We start from the raw sequence: 18,920 nt of genomic DNA, 5'->3' as shown, positions 1-18,920 counted from the left end.
TGCTTAAACATGGAGCCGTACATGACAAATCAAGGAGTTACCGTGCCAGTGGATACACAGATCACCATTAATGTCGAGGGCGTTGCGACCACGGTGGCCACCGGCACCACCGGCGCGGAACTGTTCTTTGAACGTCGCGAGGTCGTTGTTGCCCGCGTTGACGGGGTCTTGAAGGACCTGGACCAGCCGCTGGACGATGGCGCCGTCGTTGAAGGTGTCACGATTGACTCCCCGGACGGGCTGAACGTGCTGCGCCACTCCACAGCCCACGTCATGGCTCAGGCCGTGCAGCAGCTGCGCCCCGACGCCAAGCTCGGCATCGGCCCGTACATCACCGACGGTTTCTACTTCGACTTCGACGTGACCGAGCCCTTCACGCCCGAGGATCTGAAGACCCTTGAGAAGATGATGCTCAAGATCGTCAACCAGAACCAAAAGTTCGCCCGTCGCGTGGTCTCCGAGGATGAGGCCCGCGAGGCCATGGCCAACGAGCCGTACAAGCTGGAACTTCTTGGCAAGGCCTCCGACGCCGACGCCGCAGGTGAAGGTGTCAACGTTGAGGTCGGCGCCGGCGACATCACGATCTACGACAACATCGACCGCAAGAGCGGCGACGTGTTGTGGTGTGATCTGTGCCGCGGCCCGCACCTGCAAAACACCAAGCTGATCTCCAACGCGTTCGCACTGACCCGCAGCTCCGCCGCCTACTGGCTGGGCAACCAGAACAACCAGCAGCTCCAGCGCATCTACGGCACGGCATGGCCCACCAAGGACGCGTTGAAGGCGTACCAGGAGCGTATCGCTGAGGCTGAACGCCGCGACCACCGCAAGCTCGGCGTCGAACTGGACCTGTTCTCCTTCCCCGACGAGCTGGGCTCCGGCCTGCCCGTTTTCCACCCCAAGGGCGGGATCATCCGCAAGGAGATGGAGGACTACTCCCGCAAGCGCCACGTTGAGGCCGGCTACGATTTTGTCTACACCCCGCACATCACCAAGGCAAACCTGTATGAGGTCTCCGGCCACCTCGACTGGTACCGGGACGGCATGTTCCCGCCCATGCACGTAGATGCGGAACTGAACGAGGATGGCACGGTGCGCAAGCCCGGCCAGGACTACTACCTCAAGCCCATGAACTGCCCCATGCACAACCTGATCTTCCGCTCTCGCGGACGGTCCTACCGTGAACTGCCGCTGCGCCTTTTCGAGTTCGGCTCGGTGTACCGCTACGAGAAGTCAGGTGTGGTGCACGGCCTGACCCGTGTGCGCGGCATGACACAGGATGACGCCCACATCTACTGCACCAAGGAGCAGATGAAGGATGAGCTCACCGAGACACTGAACTTTGTCCTGTCCCTGCTCAAGGACTATGGCCTGAACGACTTTTACCTGGAGCTCTCCACCAAGGATCCGGAAAAGTTTGTGGGAGAAGACGCAGTGTGGGAGGAGGCAACTCAAACTCTGGCCGACGTCGCACGCGAATCCGGGCTTGAGCTCGTGGCCGATCCCGGTGGTGCCGCGTTCTACGGCCCCAAGATCTCCGTGCAGGCCAAGGACGCGCTGGGCCGCACTTGGCAGATGTCCACCATCCAGCTGGACTTCAACCTGCCCGAGCGCTTTGAGCTTGAGTACCAGGCCGCCGACGGCACCCGCCAGCGTCCCGTCATGATCCACCGTGCCCTGTTCGGCTCCGTGGAACGCTTCATGGGTGTGCTGACCGAGCACTACGCAGGCGCATTCCCGGCCTGGCTCTCACCCGTTCAGGTAGTGGCTATCCCGGTCGCAGAGGCGTTCAACGACTACATGTTCGACGTCGTCGCCCAGCTGAAGAAGGCTGGCATCCGTGCCGAGGTGGACATCTCCAGCGACCGCTTCCCGAAGAAGATCCGTACCGCCAGCAAGGACAAGATCCCGTTCGTTCTGATCGCGGGCGGGGACGACGCCGACGCCAACGCGGTTTCCTTCCGCTTCCGCGACGGCAGCCAGGACAACGGCGTGCCCGTCGAAGAGGCTGTTGCCCGGATTGTTGAAGCAGTCAGGAACCGCACAGCGTGAGTGAACTCGGTGGGGCGTCCGGGCCGGTGATGGATGATTTTGAACTCCCAGGAGTTCCTGATGCGTTCCAACGGCTCTGGACGCCGCACCGGCTCGCCTACGTCAAAAGTGGTGAGCAAGTCACCGGCAGCCACGACTGCCCCTTCTGTGAGGCGCCGTCCCGCGACGACGAGCAGTCGCTGATTGTTTTCCGAGGCGAGCTTGCCTACGTCGTGCTGAACCTCTTCCCCTACAACCCCGGGCATCTTCTGGTGTGCCCCTACCGTCATGTCCCCGACTACACGGACCTGACGGTGGCCGAAACTGCCGAGTTTGCGGCACTGTCCCAGCAGGCCATGCGGGTTTTGCGGGCCGTTGCCAACCCTTCCGGGTTCAACCTGGGCATGAACCAAGGGGTGACAGGCGGTGCCGGCATTGCGGCCCACCTGCACCAACACATTGTCCCGCGCTGGGGTGGCGACGGAAATTTTCTGCCGATCATTGCCGGTACCAAGGCCATCACCCAGACGTTGGGCGACGTGCGCGAGCAAGTGGCCACCGCCTGGAACACCGTCGAATAGGGTTTATTGATGCTCAACAAGTACGCCCGCGCGCTCTTTGCGGCCATCTTCACCCCGGTTGCTGCGCTATTGGTGCGCCTGAAGGTTTCACCCGACGCCGTGACCATTATTGGCACGCTCGGCGTTGCCGCCGGCGCCCTGATCGGCTACCCCCTGGGTGAACTTTTTTGGGGCACCGTGGTCATCACCATCTTTGTTTTCTCCGATATTATTGACGGGCTGATGGCGCGCCTGCTGGGCCGCTCCGGCAAGTGGGGTGCGTTTCTTGACTCGACCCTAGATCGGGTGGGAGACGGCGCCGTTTTCGCGGGCATCGTCATCTGGTTCTACACCGGTGGAAACAACCACTTCATTGCCGCCATGGCGTTGACGTGCCTGGTTCTTGGTTCCATCGTCTCCTACGCGAAGGCGCGGGCCGAAGGCTTGGGCATGACCGCCAACGTCGGCATTGCCGAACGGTCCGACCGGCTCGTGGTTGTTTTGGTGGCGACCGGGCTGGTAGGCCTGGGAATTCCCCAAGCCGTGCTCGCCGTCGTACTGGTCCTGCTGGCGATTGCCAGCCTGGTGACCATCTTCCAACGGGTGGGCACGGTGCGTCGCCAGGCGCTGGCACAAGCGGTGCCGAACGGACAGTAACACTCGTTTTTCTCCCCTCTGGGCCCCGGAATAGAATGAGCGCACCCGTGAAACATGTCACGTTTTCGGGTTTCCACTAGTTCGTTCCTTCCCAGAGGGGTTTTTTGTGTCTACAAGCGATGTATCAGCGGTGACTGGCAGCAGCAGGGTAAAGCGCGGGATGGCCGAGATGCTCAAAGGTGGCGTTATTATGGACGTCGTCAACGTTGAGCAGGCCAAGATTGCCGAGGATGCCGGTGCCGTCGCCGTCATGGCCTTGGAACGAGTCCCTGCGGACATTCGCGCCCAGGGTGGAGTGTCCCGTGCCAGCGATCCCGACATGATTGACGCCATCATTGCCGCGGTGTCCATCCCCGTGATGGCCAAGGCTCGCATCGGGCATTTTGTCGAAGCCCAGGTTCTGCAGTCCTTGGGTGTTGACTATGTTGACGAGTCCGAGGTCCTGACCCCGGCCGACTACGAGCACCACATCGACAAGTGGAACTTCAAGGTTCCCTTCGTCTGTGGCGCCACCAACCTCGGCGAGGCCCTGCGCCGCATTAATGAGGGTGCCGCCATGATCCGTTCCAAGGGTGAGGCCGGCACAGGCGATGTCTCCAACGCCACCGGTCACATGCGCAAGATTCGCGCCCAGATCGCCAAACTGGCTGCACTGCCGGAAGACGAGCTGTACGTTGCCGCGAAGGAATTGGCAGCCCCGTACGAACTCGTCAAGGAGATTGCCGCGACCGGCAAGCTCCCCGTGGTCCTGTTCACCGCCGGTGGCATCGCCACCCCGGCCGACGCCGCCATGATGATGCAGCTTGGCGCCGACGGCGTCTTCGTTGGTTCCGGCATTTTCAAGTCCGGCAACCCGGCCCAGCGTGCGGCCGCCGTCGTGAAGGCCACCACCTTCTACGATGACCCCTCCGTCATTGCCGAGGTCTCCCGCGGCCTGGGCGAGGCCATGGTGGGCATCAACGTCGCCGACCTCCCCGAGCCGCACCGCCTGGCCGAGCGCGGCTGGTAGCCGGTACCAACGCCGTATCACTTTTGGTGGGTTTTCGTCAGACGCGGTATCACCTTTGGCGTGTTTTTCGGGAACGCGGTATCACTTCATGAGCAAGCAGGTGAGGGAGATTCATTTCTCCCTCACCTGTTTGCGTTGGTGGCCATTTTCGCAGCACCCGGACTCGAGGATTGTCCCCGTAGTCCAACCTTTTGCTGGACTGCTGATTTACCCGGCCAAGCCAGTGAAGAACGACGACGAACCCCTGCTGTGTGCCTGTCTGCTTTTACAACAAACCGCTCCAGACCCAGTACGGCACACAACCGCAGACGTTTGCCTCTCCGGCCGAAAACGCGAATGTGGCCGCGGTCAAGGAAACCGTGCGGGGATCACCGGGCAAGTTGCGCCGTTACCGTCCTGATACGGCGTCGCCCAAAAATGCGCCAAAAGTGATACGGCGTCGCCTTAAAGTGCGCCAAAAGTGATACGGCGTCGGGGGTGGGGCGGCTACCTGGGCAGGTGATACCACCACGTCTGGCCCTTGCCGATGAGTTCGAATCCGTAGTTCCTATAGAGCCGCTGTCCCTCTGGCGTGGCGTTGAGCAGCAAATGTTCGGCACCGGCGTCGAACGCGGTTTCCGAGAGTTTGTTCAGCAGCTGTGTCCCCAGGCCCTGACGGCGGTGTTCCGGGGCCACTTCCATGTCAAAGATGCCCGCCAGATTCTTCTTGCGCTCGTTGGGGGGCATGAAGACGTACGACTGCCCGGCCACTTCACCATCAACCCGGGCCGTGGCAAGCCACGCCTGACGGGGTTCCAGAACGCACACCGCACCGGCAGGGTTGTTGACGCTCACCCTGGAATCGCCGTCGACCGAATCCACGATCCGTTCCAAATCCAACGGAAGCGTCATCCACCAGGGCTGCCAACCGGGTTCGAAACGGTAGTCGGCCAGCATGGTGCCCTTAACGGCCGCATTGAGCCACACGCCCACCACGGTGGCGCCACGCCGTTCAGCCTCGGCAAGAGCCGGAAGCAGCCCCGTTTCATTAATTTCGGTCGGGAACATGCAGAGCATCTCCCGGGTCCGAGGCAGCCACACCCATTCCATCCGGTGCGTGCTAAATGATCGCCCGCCAGTAGCTTCGGCAACTGCCTTGAACCAGGCATGTTGCGTTCGCTGGCAGTCGGCAAGGGTGACCATGGTGAGTCTCGATTCTGGTGGTGCGGAGGGTGTTAACGATGTCAGGCGCGGCACAGGGATCACGCCCCGTGCCGCGCCTGCGCGCAATGTGACTATTTTTGGGTGAAGACCAGCGACATGGGTGTCGTTTCGGTCGTCTGGCCCTGCGGGTTGTCACGGAAGATGTCTTGCAGGACGGTCTTGGACAGCTTGGTGTCGTGGCCCAGGGCCACCACGCCAAGGTCGTTGGCGTCCATGATGGCTGTGCCGGCAAAGGTGGCGGCGTACTCAGCAGGCACCAGGTCCCGCACCAAGGCACTCAGGCGCGCTGCGACGCCGTCGGGGTCTAGGGGGGCGTACTTCACCGAGTGGGTGGAGGTGCCCACCTGGTAGCCGGCGGCGCCGTCGATCGCGTTGATGTTGTGACCCACAACCTCATAGAACACGCCCGATTTACCCTGCAACTTGCCCAAAACGCTACGGGCGGAGGCATACATGATGCGCGGCAGGCCCACCTCGTCGATGGCCAGCTGCATGGACCAGGGGCTGGCCAGACCAATACCGCCGGGGTTGCGGGTGACGAACTTGCTAAAGAAGCGGGCGGCGCCGCTCACCTTGATGTCCCAGACCGGGATGGAGCGGCCCTGTGTCATGGCCACGATCTTTTCCGAGACAAACAAGTACCACGGCGTGTCGGCGGTCGCAGCAAGGTGCTCGGCACCGGCGTCGGGAAGCCCGTCGAAGAAGCGCTTGATGTACGTCATCACGGCCGGGTCAAAATCGGTTTCCTTGTAGAAAACCTCTGTACGCAGCGGGTAGCGGCGGAACGTGCCGGCGTTATCCGGAACCGTGATGTCCAGGGACTTCTCGGCGTTGGGCACGTAGTCGCTCTTGCCAATAATCCCGGCTTTAACCTCGGGCTCGTCGAAGAATTCGCGCAGCCACAGCTCGGTGTTGATCAGGCGCCAGAAGACCATGGTGGACCCGGCGGACTTGCCGCTCAAGTATTCTTCGAACGCGTAAATGACGGCGTCCTGGTTCCAGTACGGGCGGGACCCGAAGGAGGAGGACAGGAAGATCTCGTAGATCTTTTCCTTCATCAACCCGAACCATTCGGCCTCGGGGGTGGTGAAGCCGATCTTGTTGCGACGGTTGCTGATCATCTCGGGCAGCAGATCGCGGGTGGCGTCACGCAGGATGCGCTTGTTCCAACCGCCCTTGATGATGGACTCATCGGAGAGGCTGAAGAGGAACTTCACCACTTCCTTGTCCAGGAACGGCACGCGGCCCTCCAAGGAGAAGCGCATGGTGTTTTTGTCCTCGTAGCGCAGCACTGCCGGCAGGGACTTGTGGAAGAGGTCGTCAATGAGACGCAGCTTCAAGTTGTCCGGGATGTTGGAGAACGTCTCAGACTTGTACTGGGCCGTGAACTTCTTGTTCAACAGGGGAGTGATCCCGGCGGCCTTCTTGAAGGTCAGGGCTCCCTGAATGCGGAAACGGGCCAGGCGGAACAGGATGTCCGAGCTGGAAACCAGTTCCTTGGCGAGCTTCGCGTTCTGGCCGTTCTTCTTGAGCTGGCGCAGGTACGCGAAGTAGTAAGGGATGTAGCCGGCCATCATCTCATCGGCACCCTGGCCGTCGAGGAGCACGGTGACGTGCTTGGAGGCTTCCCGCATCACCTGGTACTGGGCGTACGGGCCCGAGGAGATGATGGGCTCCTCCATGGTGCGCACAAAGTCCTCCAGGTCCTCAACAAATTCGGAGGCCTGCGGGCGGATCTTGTGGCTGATGACGTTGCCTTCGCAACGGGCAAGCACGGCGTCGGCGTACTTTTCCTCGTCATTGAGCGAGTTCGGGAACACCGCGGAGAACGTCTGCTGCTGGGCCCCGAGGGAGTCCGTGGCGGCCGCCTTTTCCTGCATCAGCTTGTTGATGGTAACCACGACGGCGGATGAGTCCAGTCCGCCTGACAGGGCGGTACCCACGGGGACCTCTGACTGCAGGCGCAGGCGGACACCCTCGGTGAACCGTTCCCGGTATTCGTCGATGACGGCCTTGGAGTAAGGGGTTTCAATCTTGGCCAGTTCAGCCAGTTCTTCCTTGAACCGGGTGTACGGGCTGATGGTGATGGTGCCGGCCGGGCCGGCCTCGGTGTCCACCGTGTTCAGCACCAGCTTCTCGCCGGGCATCAGCTTGTGCACGCCCTCGAAGAAGGTCTCGGCCTCTTCGTCGTGGATGCGGAACTGCAGGTAGCGGAACAGGATCCGCTCGTTGACGGCGGTGTCGATCTTGGCGGCAGCCAGCAGCGGCTTGATCTCCGAGCCGAACAACAGGGTGGGCGCTTCGGGTGTGCCGGAGGTTGCGTAATACAGCGGCTTGATGCCGAAGTGGTCGCGGGCCAAAACCAGGCGGTTGTTTTTCCGGTCGTGGATGGCGAAGCCAAACATGCCGTTGAACTTATCGAAGGCCGCGTCGCCCCATTCCTCGTAGGACTGGAGTACCACTTCGGTGTCGGACTTGGTGGAGAACGTCCGTCCCAAGGCCTCAAGTTCGGCGCGCAGGTCAAGGTAGTTGTAGACCTCGCCGTTGTAGATTAGAACCGTTTCGCCGTCGGCGCTGTACATGGGTTCCTGGCCGTGGGCCACATCGATGATGGACAGGCGACGGTGCGCCAATCCCACGTTGCCATGCGTGTAGATGCCCTCACCATCGGGGCCGCGGTGCACAATGCACGCGTTCATCTCCTGCAGGAGCGTTTCATCCGCTCCATAACCGTAGTAACCGGCGATTCCGCACATACTCGCTTACCTCATCTTTAGTACGTCAGTCCTCGGTCAATGCTACCGGCTTGTGGCTTGGCAGCCTGCCAAGCGTCGCGGCGCGTAAGAGATGTGCACTGTGTGAGATTCCGCCCACCTATGATGGAAAAGTGAGTGAGATCAACCCAGAAAACCAAGCGTCCAGTACACGCAAACAACCACTGATCGGCATTTTGGCCTTGCAGGGCGATGTCCGTGAACACGCCCGGGCCGTTGAGGCTTGTGGCGCTACCGCGGTCAGTGTCAGACGCCCGGGCGAACTCGCCGCAGTGGACGGGCTGATCCTCCCTGGCGGCGAATCGACCACCATCGACAAACTCACCCGCATCTTTGGCCTGCGCGAGCCGCTGCGGGAGCGAATTGCCGCCGGTCTGCCGATCTATGGGAGCTGCGCCGGCATGATCCTGCTCGCCGACGAGATAGCCGATCCCGCCAAGGACATGAACGGAACCGCCCAACAAACCCTTGGCGGCCTGGACATCACCGTCCGCCGCAATGCCTTTGGCCGGCAGGTAGATTCCTTTGAAACGTCACTGGACTTTACCGGCCTTGCACCAGCTGGAGAGGTCGAAACGCCCGTCCATGCCGTCTTCATCCGGGCGCCCTGGGTGGAACGGGTTGGCCCCTCGGTGACGGTACTGGCCAGTGTTGAAGTGCCCGGTGCGCAACACGCCGAGGCGCAAAACGCTAGAATCGTTCCAGAAGTCCGTGCGGTAGCCGTTCGTTCACAGCATTTGCTGGCCACCTCCTTCCACCCGGAAGTGACGGGTGAGCGCCGCATCCACGAACTGTTTATCCGAATGATTAAAGGAGAAGCGTAACCATGTCAGGCCACTCCAAATGGGCAACAACCAAGCACAAGAAGGCGATTCTTGACAGTCGTCGCGCCAAGTCGTTCGCCAAACTGATCAAGACCATTGAAGTTGCCGCCCGCGGTGGCGGAGCCGACCTTCAGGGCAATCCGGCCCTGGAACTGGCCGTCTCCAAGGCCAAGAAGACCTCGGTCCCGGCCGACAACATTGACCGTGCCATCAAGCGTGGCGCGGGCCTGCTTGGCGACGCCGTGGACTACCAGACCATCATGTACGAGGGCTACGGTCCGCAGGGCACCGCCATCCTGATCGAATGTTTGACGGACAACAAGAACCGCGCAGCCTCCGAGGTGCGCCTCGCTGTGGGCCGCAACGGCGGCAACATGGGAGATCCCGGGTCGGTCGCCTACATGTTTACCCGCAAGGGAATTGTTGGCCTCCCCAAGAACGGTCTCACCGAAGACGATCTGCTCATGGCCGTCCTGGATGCCGGCGCCGAAGAGGTCAAGGATGAGGGCGAGAACTTCGAGATCATCTGCGATACCGCCGACCTTCCGGCCGTGCGTGCGGCGTTGGCCGAAGCTGGCATTGAGTACGAATCCGACGAGGCTGGTTTTGTCCCGTCCATGCAGGTTGAACTCGACGTGGACAACGCCCGCAAGTTCATGAAGCTCTACGACGCCTTGGAAGATTTGGACGATGTCCAGAACATCTACTCCAACGCAGACATCAGCGCCGAAGTTCTTGCGGCGCTTGAAGAGGACTAGCAACTGCGTGTTCTCGGCGTCGACCCCGGCCTGACCCGTTGCGGTCTGGGCGTGGTCGACGTCGCCCCCAACCGTACGGCCACCCTGGTGGGCGTGGGCGTTGTGGGCAGTTCCCACGAATTACGCTTGGACGCCCGGCTGCTGGTGATCGCGGATGCGATCGACCAGTGGCTGGAGGCGTTTAAGCCCGATGTTTTGGCGATCGAACGGGTCTTTGCTCAAACAAATCTGAGCACAGTCATGGGCGTCGCCCAGGTCTCTGGCGTGGTCATGGTTGCAGCTGCCAGACGCGGAATCCCCGTGGCGATGCATACGCCGTCGGAAGTTAAGGCCGCCGTGACGGGTAATGGCCGGGCGGATAAGGCCTCGGTCACTGCCATGGTCACCCGCATTCTGCGCCTGCCCGAACCGCCCCGGCCCGCCGATGCGGCGGACGCCCTGGCCCTGGCCATCGCCCATGCCTGGCGCAGCGGAAACGCCTTCTCTCCGGAGAAGACGGGCACGACGTCGGCGCAACAGTTGTGGCGCGACGCAGAGACTAAGGCGAAGGTCACCAAGAACAAGGAAAAGCCAGGAACGAAGTGGAACTAGTTGTTCGTATGTATGTTCGATACACTGGGGTGTAGCTTGGTCGGTAGTTCGGTAGAGGCATGTCAGGAGCATTTGCAATGATCAGTTTTGTTCGCGGACCGGTGGCACACCTTTCCCTCGCCCAGGCCGTGATCGACGTCAACGGTGTCGGCATGTTGGTGCATGCCACCCCGAAGACGCTTGGCGGCCTCAGGGTGGGGGAGGAGGCGACCCTCACCACGTCCATGATCGTCCGCGAGGATTCGATGACACTGTACGGTTTCGCCGATGCGGGCGAACGCGAAGTATTCGAGGTCATGCTCAGTGTCAGTGGCATCGGTCCCAGGCTGGCACTGGCCATCCTTTCCGTCCTGGAACCCGAGAGCATCAGGATCGGCGTTGCCAACGGGGACGGCAAGGCATTTACCAAGGTACCTGGAGTGGGCCCCAAGGTCGCCGGACGCATAGTGCTCGAACTCAAGGGGAAGCTCGTGCCCACAGGAGTCGGGGTTTCGCCGGCGCCCGCTGCTGTCGCCATGGAATGGAAAGATCAGGTGGTGGCCGCCATGACAAGCCTGGGCTGGAATGAGAAGGACGCGCTCAAGAGCATCGATGCGGCGCTTGCCGCCGAGCCGGAGCTGGAGGAGAGCCACAACGTGGCCGCGATCCTGCGTGCAACCTTGCGCTGGCTGGGCCAGGACGGCGCCCGCCAGTCAAGCCGGGTGCGCTAGTCAATGGCCACCTCAAACGATGATGGCCTGCTGCCCGGGCAGATCACCCTGGGAGCCGGGGCCTCTCGTCCAGGCGCCGAGCTGGCACCCGCGCCCGAGCCCGAGGAGCGCGAACTTGAGGCCGCACTGCGTCCCAAGAACCTTGATGATTTTGTAGGTCAGGAGCGAGTTCGAAAACAACTCTCCCTGGTCCTGGCGGCCTCCAAGATTCGTGGCCGCAGCGCCGATCACGTACTGATGTCCGGCCCGCCGGGCCTCGGTAAGACCACTCTGGCCATGATTATCGCCGCCGAAATGAATGCGCCGCTGAGGATCAGTTCGGGCCCCGCCATTCAGCATGCGGGCGACCTTGCGGCCATCTTGTCCTCCTTGTCCGAGGGGGAGGTCCTGTTTCTGGATGAGATCCACAGGATGTCCCGCCCTGCAGAGGAGATGCTCTACATGGCCATGGAGGACTTCCGGGTCGACATCATTGTTGGCAAAGGGGCTGGTGCCACGGCGATTCCCCTGGAACTGCCGCCTTTTACCTTGGTAGGTGCCACCACCCGGGCTGGCCTGCTGCCGGGTCCGCTGCGCGACCGGTTCGGCTTCACCGGACACCTGGAGTTCTATTCGGTGGCTGAACTTGAACTGGTGTTGCGCCGTTCGGCCGGCATGCTCGATCTGAAGCTGACCAGTGCCGGCTTTGCCCAAATTGCCGGGCGATCACGCGGAACGCCCCGTATCGCCAACCGCCTCCTGCGACGCGTGCGCGACTGGGCCCTGGTGCACGGTGTTGAAACCATCGACGCAAGTACTGCCTCCGCAGCACTGGACATGTACGAAGTTGATGCCCGTGGCCTGGACCGCCTGGACCGGTCCGTACTCACGGCGTTGGTGAACAAGTTCAACGGCGGCCCCGTGGGCCTGTCCACCCTGGCCATTGCGGTAGGGGAGGAACCCGAAACGGTTGAAACCGTGGCCGAGCCGTTCCTGGTCCGCGAGGGCCTGCTCGGGCGGACACCCCGCGGCCGCATTGCCATGCCTGCCGCATGGGACCACCTTGGCCTGAAGATGCCAGGGAACGCTGTCGCTGCAGCCATGCTTCCATTCAATGATGAGGACTGCGACCCGCGCGACGTCTAAAGGAGCGGAAAATACCGATGGGGTGGGCTTTACACCTCATACCCAGCTTTACCCACTAGACTGATATGACATCCGGCACGTCTTCGCTGCCCGGCAACCACTGTTGATCACCATGATTGGAAATTGTTGTGACCCTGAGTAGTATCTTGGCCGAAGGTACGGCCCCCGCGTCCGGCGGTATTCAGCCCATGAATTTCATCCTTTTTGCCTTGTTCGGTGTCGTCATCTTCATGATGTTCCGCAAGCAGAAGAAGACCAAGGCTGCCGCAGAGGAGAAGCGTTCCAAACTTGCTCCCGGCGTTGACATCATGACGAACTTTGGCCTGTTCGGCCACGTCGTTGCCGTTGATGCAGAAAACAACAAGTTGCACCTGGAAGTATCTCCGGGTGTCACGGTGGCAGTTCACAGCCAGACCGTCGCCAAGATCATCGAGCCGGAGACGGAAGGCATCGACGCCACCGTCCCCGACGACGTCTCCTCACTCACGCTCGACCTGAGCAAGGACGACACCTCGAAGGAGTCGGCCGAGGAAACCTTGGCTCGCCTGAACAAAGACAACAACAAAGACAACTAGCCTTATTCGGGTTGGCGACTGCTGTGGCGCATGTACTGGCCCCAGCAGTTTTGCCATGTTCATTACCCGTGACCAATAGAAGGATCCCTTGATGGCACGTACCGGCCCAACGAAGGTCGCCCGCAGGACACTGTTCGCGCTTTTGGCGCTCATTATTGTTTGCATCATCACCATCGGCGCCGGCGTGCTCTCCGGTGCCACGTCTTGGGCCCCCAAACTCGGTTTGGACCTCGAGGGCGGCACGGAGATGATCCTCACGCCTAAGGCTGAAGGCACCACCTCAATTAGTGCCGACCAGTTGAACCAGGCCGTGTCCATCATCCGGCAGCGTGTTGACGGTTCGGGTGTATCTGAAGCCCAGATCACCACCGAGGGTGGCAAGAACGTGGTCGTGCAGATGCCTGGAACGCCGACCCAGCAGGAACGCGACCTCATCACGGCCTCGGCCAACATGAACTTCCGTGCCGTCATTGTCTCCAGCAACGCCCCGGCAGGTGCCGTGGCCAAGACCGCGCTGACCCCCGCGGACCAGCTCAGTACCTTTGTGGCCGCCAACGTGCTGACTCCGAACCCGGATCCCACGGCAAAACCTGCCAACGGCAGCGATCCGAACTGGATCACCGCGGCGCTCATGACGCAGTACGAGGAAACCAGCTGCATTGCCCCGGTGACAGAGCTTCCCACAAACTCCGATCCGGCCAAGCCCATCGTGGCCTGCGAGTCGGACACTGGTGCCAAGTACATCCTCGGACCGGTGGAGATCCCCGGAAAGTGGATCAAGACCGCTTCCTACGGTTTGCAGCCCGGCGCCCAGGGTGTCACCACCAACACGTGGGCGGTCCAGCTGACCTTGATCAGCCCTGAAGGATCCAATGCTTTCAAGGCCGTCACTCAGCGTCTGAACGCCAAGTACCTGGCCAACCCCAACGATCCCCAGTCGCGGTTTGCGATCGTCCTTGACGACAACGTTGTCTCGGCTCCGGCGTCGCAGGCGGTCATCACCGACGGCCAGTCCTCCATTACGGGGAACTTTACCGAAGCCAGCGCCAAGGCACTGGCAGACCAGTTGAAGTTTGGCGCCCTGCCCATCAGCTTCACAATCCAGTCAACGGAGACGATCTCCGCAACGCTGGGCCTGCAGCAGTTGGAGATGGGCCTGCTTGCCGGCTTGATTGGTTTGGCCCTTGTGGTCATCTACTCGTTGTTCCAGTACCGGGCACTTGGTTTTGTCACCATCTTGTCTCTGGTCATTGCAGGTGGCCTGACGTACTTGGCCATCGTGCTGCTGGGCTGGACCGAGAACTACCGGCTGTCCCTAGCCGGTGTGGCGGGCATCATTGTCTCCATCGGTCAGACTGCCGACTCGTTCATCGTCTACTTTGAACGTGTCAGAGACGAACTACGCGACGGGCGCGGCCTAGCGGCCGCAGTCGACAATGGCTGGCATCGTGCAAAGCGAACCATCCTGGCCTCCAAGGCCGTGAACATCCTGGCGTCCCTGGTGCTGTACTTTGTCTCTGTGGGCAACGTCAAGGGCTTTGCCTTCACTCTCGGCCTGACAGCTGTGGCCGACTTGATCGTGGTGTTCATGTTCACCCACCCGATGCTGTTGCTGCTGGCACGCACCAAGTTCTTTGGCGAGGGCCACCACTTCTCGGGTCTGGATCCCCGCCAGCTCGGTGCCATTCCGCTGTACCGTGGCGCAGGACGCTTCCGGTCCCCTGAGGACACACTTGCTGTTGCAACGGGCAAGAACGCGCGTGCCGCAGGCGAGGCCGAACGCAGGCAAACCATTGCCGAACGCCGTCTGGCCGCCAAGGAAGCCGAAATGGTGGGCAGTAGGGGAACCGGGGCCGTCAAGCCCAAGTCCGGCGATGACGCCAAGGAGAGCAAATAATGAAAAGTTTCGCCACATTCGGCAACGAGCTCTACACCGGCGAGCGGTCTTACCCGTTTGTTGCCAAGCGCAAGACCTGGTTCACTATCACCGGCGTGCTGATTGCGCTCTCGGTCCTGATCCCGATTCTTGTCGGAGGCTTCAACTTCGGCATCGAGTTCAAGGGCGGTTCGCAGTTCACGATCTCCAACGTTTCCAATACGAGCCCCGCAATCGGCCAAAGCGCCGTGGCAAAGGCTGTGCCCGGCGCGGATGCCATCGTGACGAACCTTGTTGGCAACACCATGCAGGTCCAGACCAACATGCTCAGCGACAAGGACACCGTCACGGTCGCTGACGCGCTCCAGACTGCCTACGGTGTGACCGTTAAGGATGTTACCTCGACGTTCGTTGGGCCTTCCTGGGGTGCCGACGTTTCGCGGCAGGCCATCATTGGATTCATAGTCTTTGTACTGTTGGCCACCGTCCTGATGGCCCTGTACTTCCGCACCTGGCGGATGTCAGTTGCGGCCGTCATCGGCCTGCTAGTGGTCATGATCGTCACGGCGGGAGTCTACGGTGCCTCGCAGTTTGAAGTCTCGCCGTCGGCCATCATCGGCTTCTTGACCATCTTGAGCTATTCGCTCTACGACACGGTGGTGGTGTTCGACAAGATCAGGGAAAACACGGCCGACATCACGTCCTCCACGCGGCGGACGTTCGGTGAGGAAGTCAACCTGGCGATCAACCAAACACTCGTCCGCTCCATCAACACCATGATGGTTGCCGTCCTGCCGGTTGGTTCCATCTTGTTCATCGGTTCGCTGCTGTTGGGTGCAGGCACACTCCAGGATCTGTCCCTGGCCCTGTTCATCGGCATCATCGTGAGCACCTTCTCCACGGTTTTTGTAGCCGCACCCATGTATGCCTGGTTGCGTCAGAACGAGCCGGCCCTGGTGAAGCAGGCCAAGAAGGTCCAGGCCCGCCGTGCCGCGGAGACAGTAGCCGCCTAGCATGTGGCAGTAGCAGTAATAGGGAAGGTCGGGATCTACGGATCCCGGCCTTCCTTTATTTGGTCACAAGCGCCTGGGCGCCGGGATTACACTAGGTAGATGCTTGAATCATGTGCCTCACAGGACCTTTTGATTAAAGGAACTGAGGGCACAAAGGGACCAGAGGGAGGTGATGCGTTGTGAGCGATCCAGCACCGTCGCATGAGGTTTTGGCGAACGATGATTCAGTGCAGGGCGCCGCAGGCGATCCGCCCAAGGAGCAGGCTCGCCGAGCCGTGGACGTGCGCCCCACCTTCCCGGGGCGCCGAGAGCGGACGAGGTCCCGGCTGGCGCGGCTGACGGGGTGGTCAACGGAAAGCTACTCACCTATTCTGGAGCCCCTGCTTCGGATAGTGCGGGCCAACAACCCCAAGGAAGACTTTGACCTCATTCAGCGCGCCTTCACGGTCGCCGAAAAGTACCATGAGGGTCAGAAGCGCAAGAGTGGCGACCCCTACATCACCCACCCGGTGGCCGTTGCCACCATCCTGGCCGAACTTGGCTTGAGTGGGGCGACCCTTGCCGCAGCCTTGCTCCATGACACGGTTGAGGACACGCCCTACACCTTAGATGAATTGCGTGCCGAGTTCGGCGACGAAATCGCCAAGCTCGTCGACGGCGTCACCAAACTGGACAAGGTGGAGTTTGGGGAGTCAGCCCAGGCCGAGACCGTCCGTAAAATGGTGATCGCCATGGCCCAGGACATTCGGGTGCTGGTCATTAAGCTGGCCGACAGATTGCACAACGCGCGGACCTGGAGGTTCGTTTCGGCGCAATCTTCTGGAAAAAAGGCCCGCGAAACTCTGGACATCTTTGCCCCGCTGGCCCACAGGCTGGGTATGAACACCATCAAGTGGGAATTGGAAGACCTCTCCTTCGCGGCCCTGTACCCCAAGGTCTACGAAGAACTGGTGCGGATGGTACAAGACCGCACACCCGAGCGGGAAAAGCACTTGAGCGTCATCCGGCGTCAAATCAATGAGGATTTGAAGACCGCCAAGATCAAGGCCGAAATCACCGGTCGTCCCAAGCACTACTATTCGGTGTACCAAAAAATGGTGGTGCGCGCCAAGGACTTCGACGACATCAATGACCTGATGGGCGTGCGAGTCCTGGTTGATACGGTGCGCGACTGTTATGCAACCCTGGGCGCCATCCATGCGCGCTGGAACCCGCTACCGGGCCGGTTCAAGGACTACATTGCGATGCCCAAATTCAATATGTACCAATCACTGCACACCACGGTGATCGGGCCCGACGGGAAACCGGTAGAAATTCAGATCCGCACCCATGAAATGCACCAGCGGGCGGAATACGGTGTGGCAGCCCACTGGAAGTACAAAACGGGCAATAAGGGCCCGGTGTCCGGCCAGGAGGACATGAACTGGCTGCGCACCCTGGTCGACTGGCAGCAGGAAACCTCGGATCCCAATGAGTTCTTGGATTCCCTGCGGTACGAGATGAACGCCCGCGAGGTGTTCGTCTATACGCCCAAGGGGCAGGTGATTTCGCTGCCGGCCGGTTCCACGCCCGTCGACTTCGCCTACGCCGTGCATACGGAGGTGGGCCACCGCACCATTGGTGCCCGTGTCAACGGCAAACTGGTGCCGCTCAACAGCGAGCTCGAACACGGCGACACCGTGGAGATCTTCACCTCGAAGGCTGAAGGGGCCGGCCCCAGCCAGGACTGGCAGAATTTTGTCAAAAGCCCCCGGGCCAGAAACAAGATTCGGCAGTGGTTTAGTAAAGAGCGCCGTGAGGAGTCCATAGAAAAGGGCAAGGAACTCCTCACCAAGGCCATGCGCAAGCAGAATCTGCCGCTGCAAAAAATGATGACCCATGACGCGTTAATGGCTGTCACCCAGCATTTCCGCTATGTCGACATTGCCGGGCTCTACGCCGCGGTGGGTGACGGACACACCTCGGCCCAGGCTGTTATGGAACGCCTCCGCGACGTGCTGGGCGTCAACGATGACATTGAGGACGTGGCCCCTCCTCTGGATACGCACGTTTCCAACACCCGTTCAAGGGTCTCGGACTCGGGGGTTATTGTTCATGGGGTTGGGGAAGTCTTGGTGAAATTGGCACGCTGCTGCACACCGGTGCCGCCGGACCCGATCGCCGGCTACGTCACCAAGGGATCAGGTGTGTCCGTGCACCGCAAGGATTGCCCCAACCTATTGCACCTGGAGAAGGAACCCGACAAGCTCGTGGACGTCGAATGGGCACCCACCCAGTCCGGGGTGTTCCTGGTGGAGATCCAGGTGGAGGCGCTGGACCGCAAGAGCCTGCTCTCGGACGTCACCAGGGTCCTTGCCGAAAGCCACGTGAACATCCTGGCCGCCAGCGTGAACACCTCACGTGACCGTGTGGCCCTGTCCCGCTTCGCCTTTGAAATGGGCGACCCGAAGTACCTGCACCACGTCCTGAACGCTGTGCGCCGCATTGACGGCGTCTACGACGTCTACCGGACCTCGGGGACACAACGCCGCGTCTAGGTTCCGCCTAGACCGAGCATATTTTCTACCAGCAGTTGCGCCCGTCTTTTGCCCGGTAGGTGAACGGTGTTTGCCAACGCTGTCCGGACACGGCCCAGCGGGCAGCCCAATTCGGGGTGGACTGCCATGGCAGCAAGCACGGCCCGGGCCGATGCAGGCTGTTCATGGATGGCCACGTCCACGGCGGTCCGCACGGCGGTGGTGACTAGCGCCCCGCCAAGGCGGACGACGTCGAACTCCTCAAGGTGTACCTCGTGCAGGACGCAACCGCTGCGTGGGGGCAGGGCCGTGCTGCGGTGACGGCTACTGATAGCCACCGAAATTATGGCCGGCGGGGGAGCACAGCCGTACACCCACGCCGCACAAAGACGGGCAAGGGCCGCCCGTGCGGCAAGTCCTGCAGGTATCTGGTGCGCTAGTGCGGCAGCGCGCAGGGCGGGGGATTCGGGCTCTGAGACCGCACGAAACGCCTCGCCGAACACCTTGACCACGACCCCATCCAGGGCCATGGCGGACAACTCGGAAACAGTGAACTCGCTTCCGGGCGTCAAAATCCCTGTAGGGGCTGGTGAAAAGACCATGCTTTCACCTTGCACCCAAGGTGGGGCGATAAAAAAGACCCCCGGGCGCGGATTGTGGACAACCCGCGCCCGAGGGCCCGAAAGTGCAAAAAACGT

Annotated in this window: 16 protein-coding genes; 13 read left to right on the top strand and 3 right to left on the bottom strand. The window is 61.3% G+C overall.

Going from position 1 to position 18,920, the window contains the following annotated elements:
• Positions 1-21: 21 nt before the first annotated feature.
• From thrS to pdxS, 4 genes are all read left to right on the top strand, one after another.
• Complete coding sequence (gene thrS / locus CXQ94_RS06575; RefSeq protein WP_104087471.1) at positions 22-2,052, top strand: threonine--tRNA ligase; 2,031 nt, start codon at positions 22-24, stop codon at positions 2,050-2,052.
• Positions 2,053-2,081: 29 nt separating this feature from the next.
• A complete protein-coding gene (locus CXQ94_RS06570; RefSeq protein WP_104088409.1) occupies positions 2,082-2,612 on the top strand; it encodes an HIT domain-containing protein in 531 nt (176 codons plus the stop codon).
• A gap of 9 nt (positions 2,613-2,621) precedes the next feature.
• Positions 2,622-3,248: a phosphatidylinositol phosphate synthase gene (pgsA, locus tag CXQ94_RS06565; protein WP_104087468.1), complete on the top strand. Its 627-nt coding sequence runs from the start codon at positions 2,622-2,624 to the stop codon at positions 3,246-3,248.
• A gap of 106 nt (positions 3,249-3,354) precedes the next feature.
• On the top strand, positions 3,355-4,257 hold the full coding sequence (gene pdxS / locus CXQ94_RS06560; RefSeq protein WP_104087465.1) for a pyridoxal 5'-phosphate synthase lyase subunit PdxS: 903 nt from the start codon (positions 3,355-3,357) through the stop codon (positions 4,255-4,257).
• A gap of 486 nt (positions 4,258-4,743) precedes the next feature.
• Here the strand turns inward: pdxS and CXQ94_RS06555 are convergent, their stop codons facing one another.
• Both CXQ94_RS06555 and asnB read right to left on the bottom strand, forming a co-directional pair.
• The gene (locus tag CXQ94_RS06555) at positions 4,744-5,439 is read right to left on the bottom strand and encodes a GNAT family N-acetyltransferase (RefSeq protein WP_104087462.1); all 696 of its coding nucleotides are present in this window, start codon (positions 5,437-5,439) and stop codon (positions 4,744-4,746) included.
• Positions 5,440-5,531: 92 nt separating this feature from the next.
• Complete coding sequence (gene asnB, locus CXQ94_RS06550) at positions 5,532-8,216, bottom strand: asparagine synthase (glutamine-hydrolyzing) (RefSeq protein ID WP_104087459.1); 2,685 nt, start codon at positions 8,214-8,216, stop codon at positions 5,532-5,534.
• A 140-nt stretch (positions 8,217-8,356) separates the two neighbouring features.
• Here asnB and pdxT point away from each other — a divergent pair, with 140 nt between their 5' ends.
• The 9 genes from pdxT to CXQ94_RS06505 all read left to right on the top strand — a co-directional run bounded on the left by pdxT (position 8,357) and on the right by CXQ94_RS06505 (position 18,243).
• A complete protein-coding gene (pdxT, locus tag CXQ94_RS06545; RefSeq protein WP_104088406.1) occupies positions 8,357-9,058 on the top strand; it encodes a pyridoxal 5'-phosphate synthase glutaminase subunit PdxT in 702 nt (233 codons plus the stop codon).
• Positions 9,059-9,060: 2 nt separating this feature from the next.
• Positions 9,061-9,816 carry a YebC/PmpR family DNA-binding transcriptional regulator gene (locus CXQ94_RS06540; protein WP_104087456.1) on the top strand — a complete coding sequence of 252 codons (756 nt, stop codon included), beginning with the start codon at positions 9,061-9,063 and terminating at the stop codon, positions 9,814-9,816.
• 3 nt (positions 9,817-9,819) lie between these two features.
• Positions 9,820-10,407 carry a crossover junction endodeoxyribonuclease RuvC gene (gene ruvC, locus CXQ94_RS06535; RefSeq protein ID WP_104087454.1) on the top strand — a complete coding sequence of 196 codons (588 nt, stop codon included), beginning with the start codon at positions 9,820-9,822 and terminating at the stop codon, positions 10,405-10,407.
• Positions 10,408-10,484: 77 nt separating this feature from the next.
• Positions 10,485-11,117 carry a Holliday junction branch migration protein RuvA gene (ruvA, locus tag CXQ94_RS06530; RefSeq protein ID WP_104087451.1) on the top strand — a complete coding sequence of 211 codons (633 nt, stop codon included), beginning with the start codon at positions 10,485-10,487 and terminating at the stop codon, positions 11,115-11,117.
• A 3-nt stretch (positions 11,118-11,120) separates the two neighbouring features.
• A complete protein-coding gene (ruvB, locus tag CXQ94_RS06525) occupies positions 11,121-12,242 on the top strand; it encodes a Holliday junction branch migration DNA helicase RuvB (RefSeq protein ID WP_258066808.1) in 1,122 nt (373 codons plus the stop codon).
• Positions 12,243-12,370: 128 nt separating this feature from the next.
• Positions 12,371-12,817 carry a preprotein translocase subunit YajC gene (yajC, locus tag CXQ94_RS06520; RefSeq protein WP_258066807.1) on the top strand — a complete coding sequence of 149 codons (447 nt, stop codon included), beginning with the start codon at positions 12,371-12,373 and terminating at the stop codon, positions 12,815-12,817.
• Positions 12,818-12,908: 91 nt separating this feature from the next.
• The gene (gene secD / locus CXQ94_RS06515) at positions 12,909-14,714 is read left to right on the top strand and encodes a protein translocase subunit SecD (RefSeq protein WP_104087449.1); all 1,806 of its coding nucleotides are present in this window, start codon (positions 12,909-12,911) and stop codon (positions 14,712-14,714) included.
• A complete protein-coding gene (secF, locus tag CXQ94_RS06510) occupies positions 14,714-15,706 on the top strand; it encodes a protein translocase subunit SecF (RefSeq protein ID WP_104087446.1) in 993 nt (330 codons plus the stop codon). Before secD ends, secF begins: the two co-directional genes overlap by 1 nt.
• 275 nt (positions 15,707-15,981) lie before the next feature.
• Positions 15,982-18,243 carry a bifunctional (p)ppGpp synthetase/guanosine-3',5'-bis(diphosphate) 3'-pyrophosphohydrolase gene (locus tag CXQ94_RS06505; protein ID WP_258066872.1) on the top strand — a complete coding sequence of 754 codons (2,262 nt, stop codon included), beginning with the start codon at positions 15,982-15,984 and terminating at the stop codon, positions 18,241-18,243.
• Here the strand turns inward: CXQ94_RS06505 and CXQ94_RS06500 are convergent.
• A complete protein-coding gene (locus CXQ94_RS06500) occupies positions 18,240-18,824 on the bottom strand; it encodes a hypothetical protein (RefSeq protein WP_104087440.1) in 585 nt (194 codons plus the stop codon). The two genes, CXQ94_RS06505 and CXQ94_RS06500, sit on opposite strands and share 4 nt — an antisense overlap.
• Positions 18,825-18,920 lie beyond the last annotated feature (96 nt).

This window comes from Arthrobacter sp. GMC3 (assembly GCF_002929305.1).
GTDB lineage: Bacteria > Actinomycetota > Actinomycetes > Actinomycetales > Micrococcaceae > Specibacter.
Note: the sequence above shows the minus strand (reverse complement) of the source record. Positions and strands in the feature narration are given on the sequence as shown.

Excerpts from the sequence above, each read along its gene's own strand:
- thrS (WP_104087471.1), top strand. The coding sequence starts at position 22 with ATGACAAATCAAGGAGTTACCGTGCCAGTGGATACACAGATCACCATT.
- CXQ94_RS06570 (WP_104088409.1), top strand. The coding sequence starts at position 2,082 with ATGGATGATTTTGAACTCCCAGGAGTTCCTGATGCGTTCCAACGGCTC.
- pgsA (WP_104087468.1), top strand. The coding sequence starts at position 2,622 with ATGCTCAACAAGTACGCCCGCGCGCTCTTTGCGGCCATCTTCACCCCG.
- CXQ94_RS06555 (WP_104087462.1), bottom strand. The coding sequence starts at position 5,439 with ATGGTCACCCTTGCCGACTGCCAGCGAACGCAACATGCCTGGTTCAAG.
- asnB (WP_104087459.1), bottom strand. The coding sequence starts at position 8,216 with ATGTGCGGAATCGCCGGTTACTACGGTTATGGAGCGGATGAAACGCTC.
- CXQ94_RS06540 (WP_104087456.1), top strand. The coding sequence starts at position 9,061 with ATGTCAGGCCACTCCAAATGGGCAACAACCAAGCACAAGAAGGCGATT.
- ruvA (WP_104087451.1), top strand. The coding sequence starts at position 10,485 with ATGATCAGTTTTGTTCGCGGACCGGTGGCACACCTTTCCCTCGCCCAG.
- ruvB (WP_258066808.1), top strand. The coding sequence starts at position 11,121 with ATGGCCACCTCAAACGATGATGGCCTGCTGCCCGGGCAGATCACCCTG.
- secD (WP_104087449.1), top strand. The coding sequence starts at position 12,909 with ATGGCACGTACCGGCCCAACGAAGGTCGCCCGCAGGACACTGTTCGCG.
- secF (WP_104087446.1), top strand. The coding sequence starts at position 14,714 with ATGAAAAGTTTCGCCACATTCGGCAACGAGCTCTACACCGGCGAGCGG.
- CXQ94_RS06500 (WP_104087440.1), bottom strand. The coding sequence starts at position 18,824 with ATGGTCTTTTCACCAGCCCCTACAGGGATTTTGACGCCCGGAAGCGAG.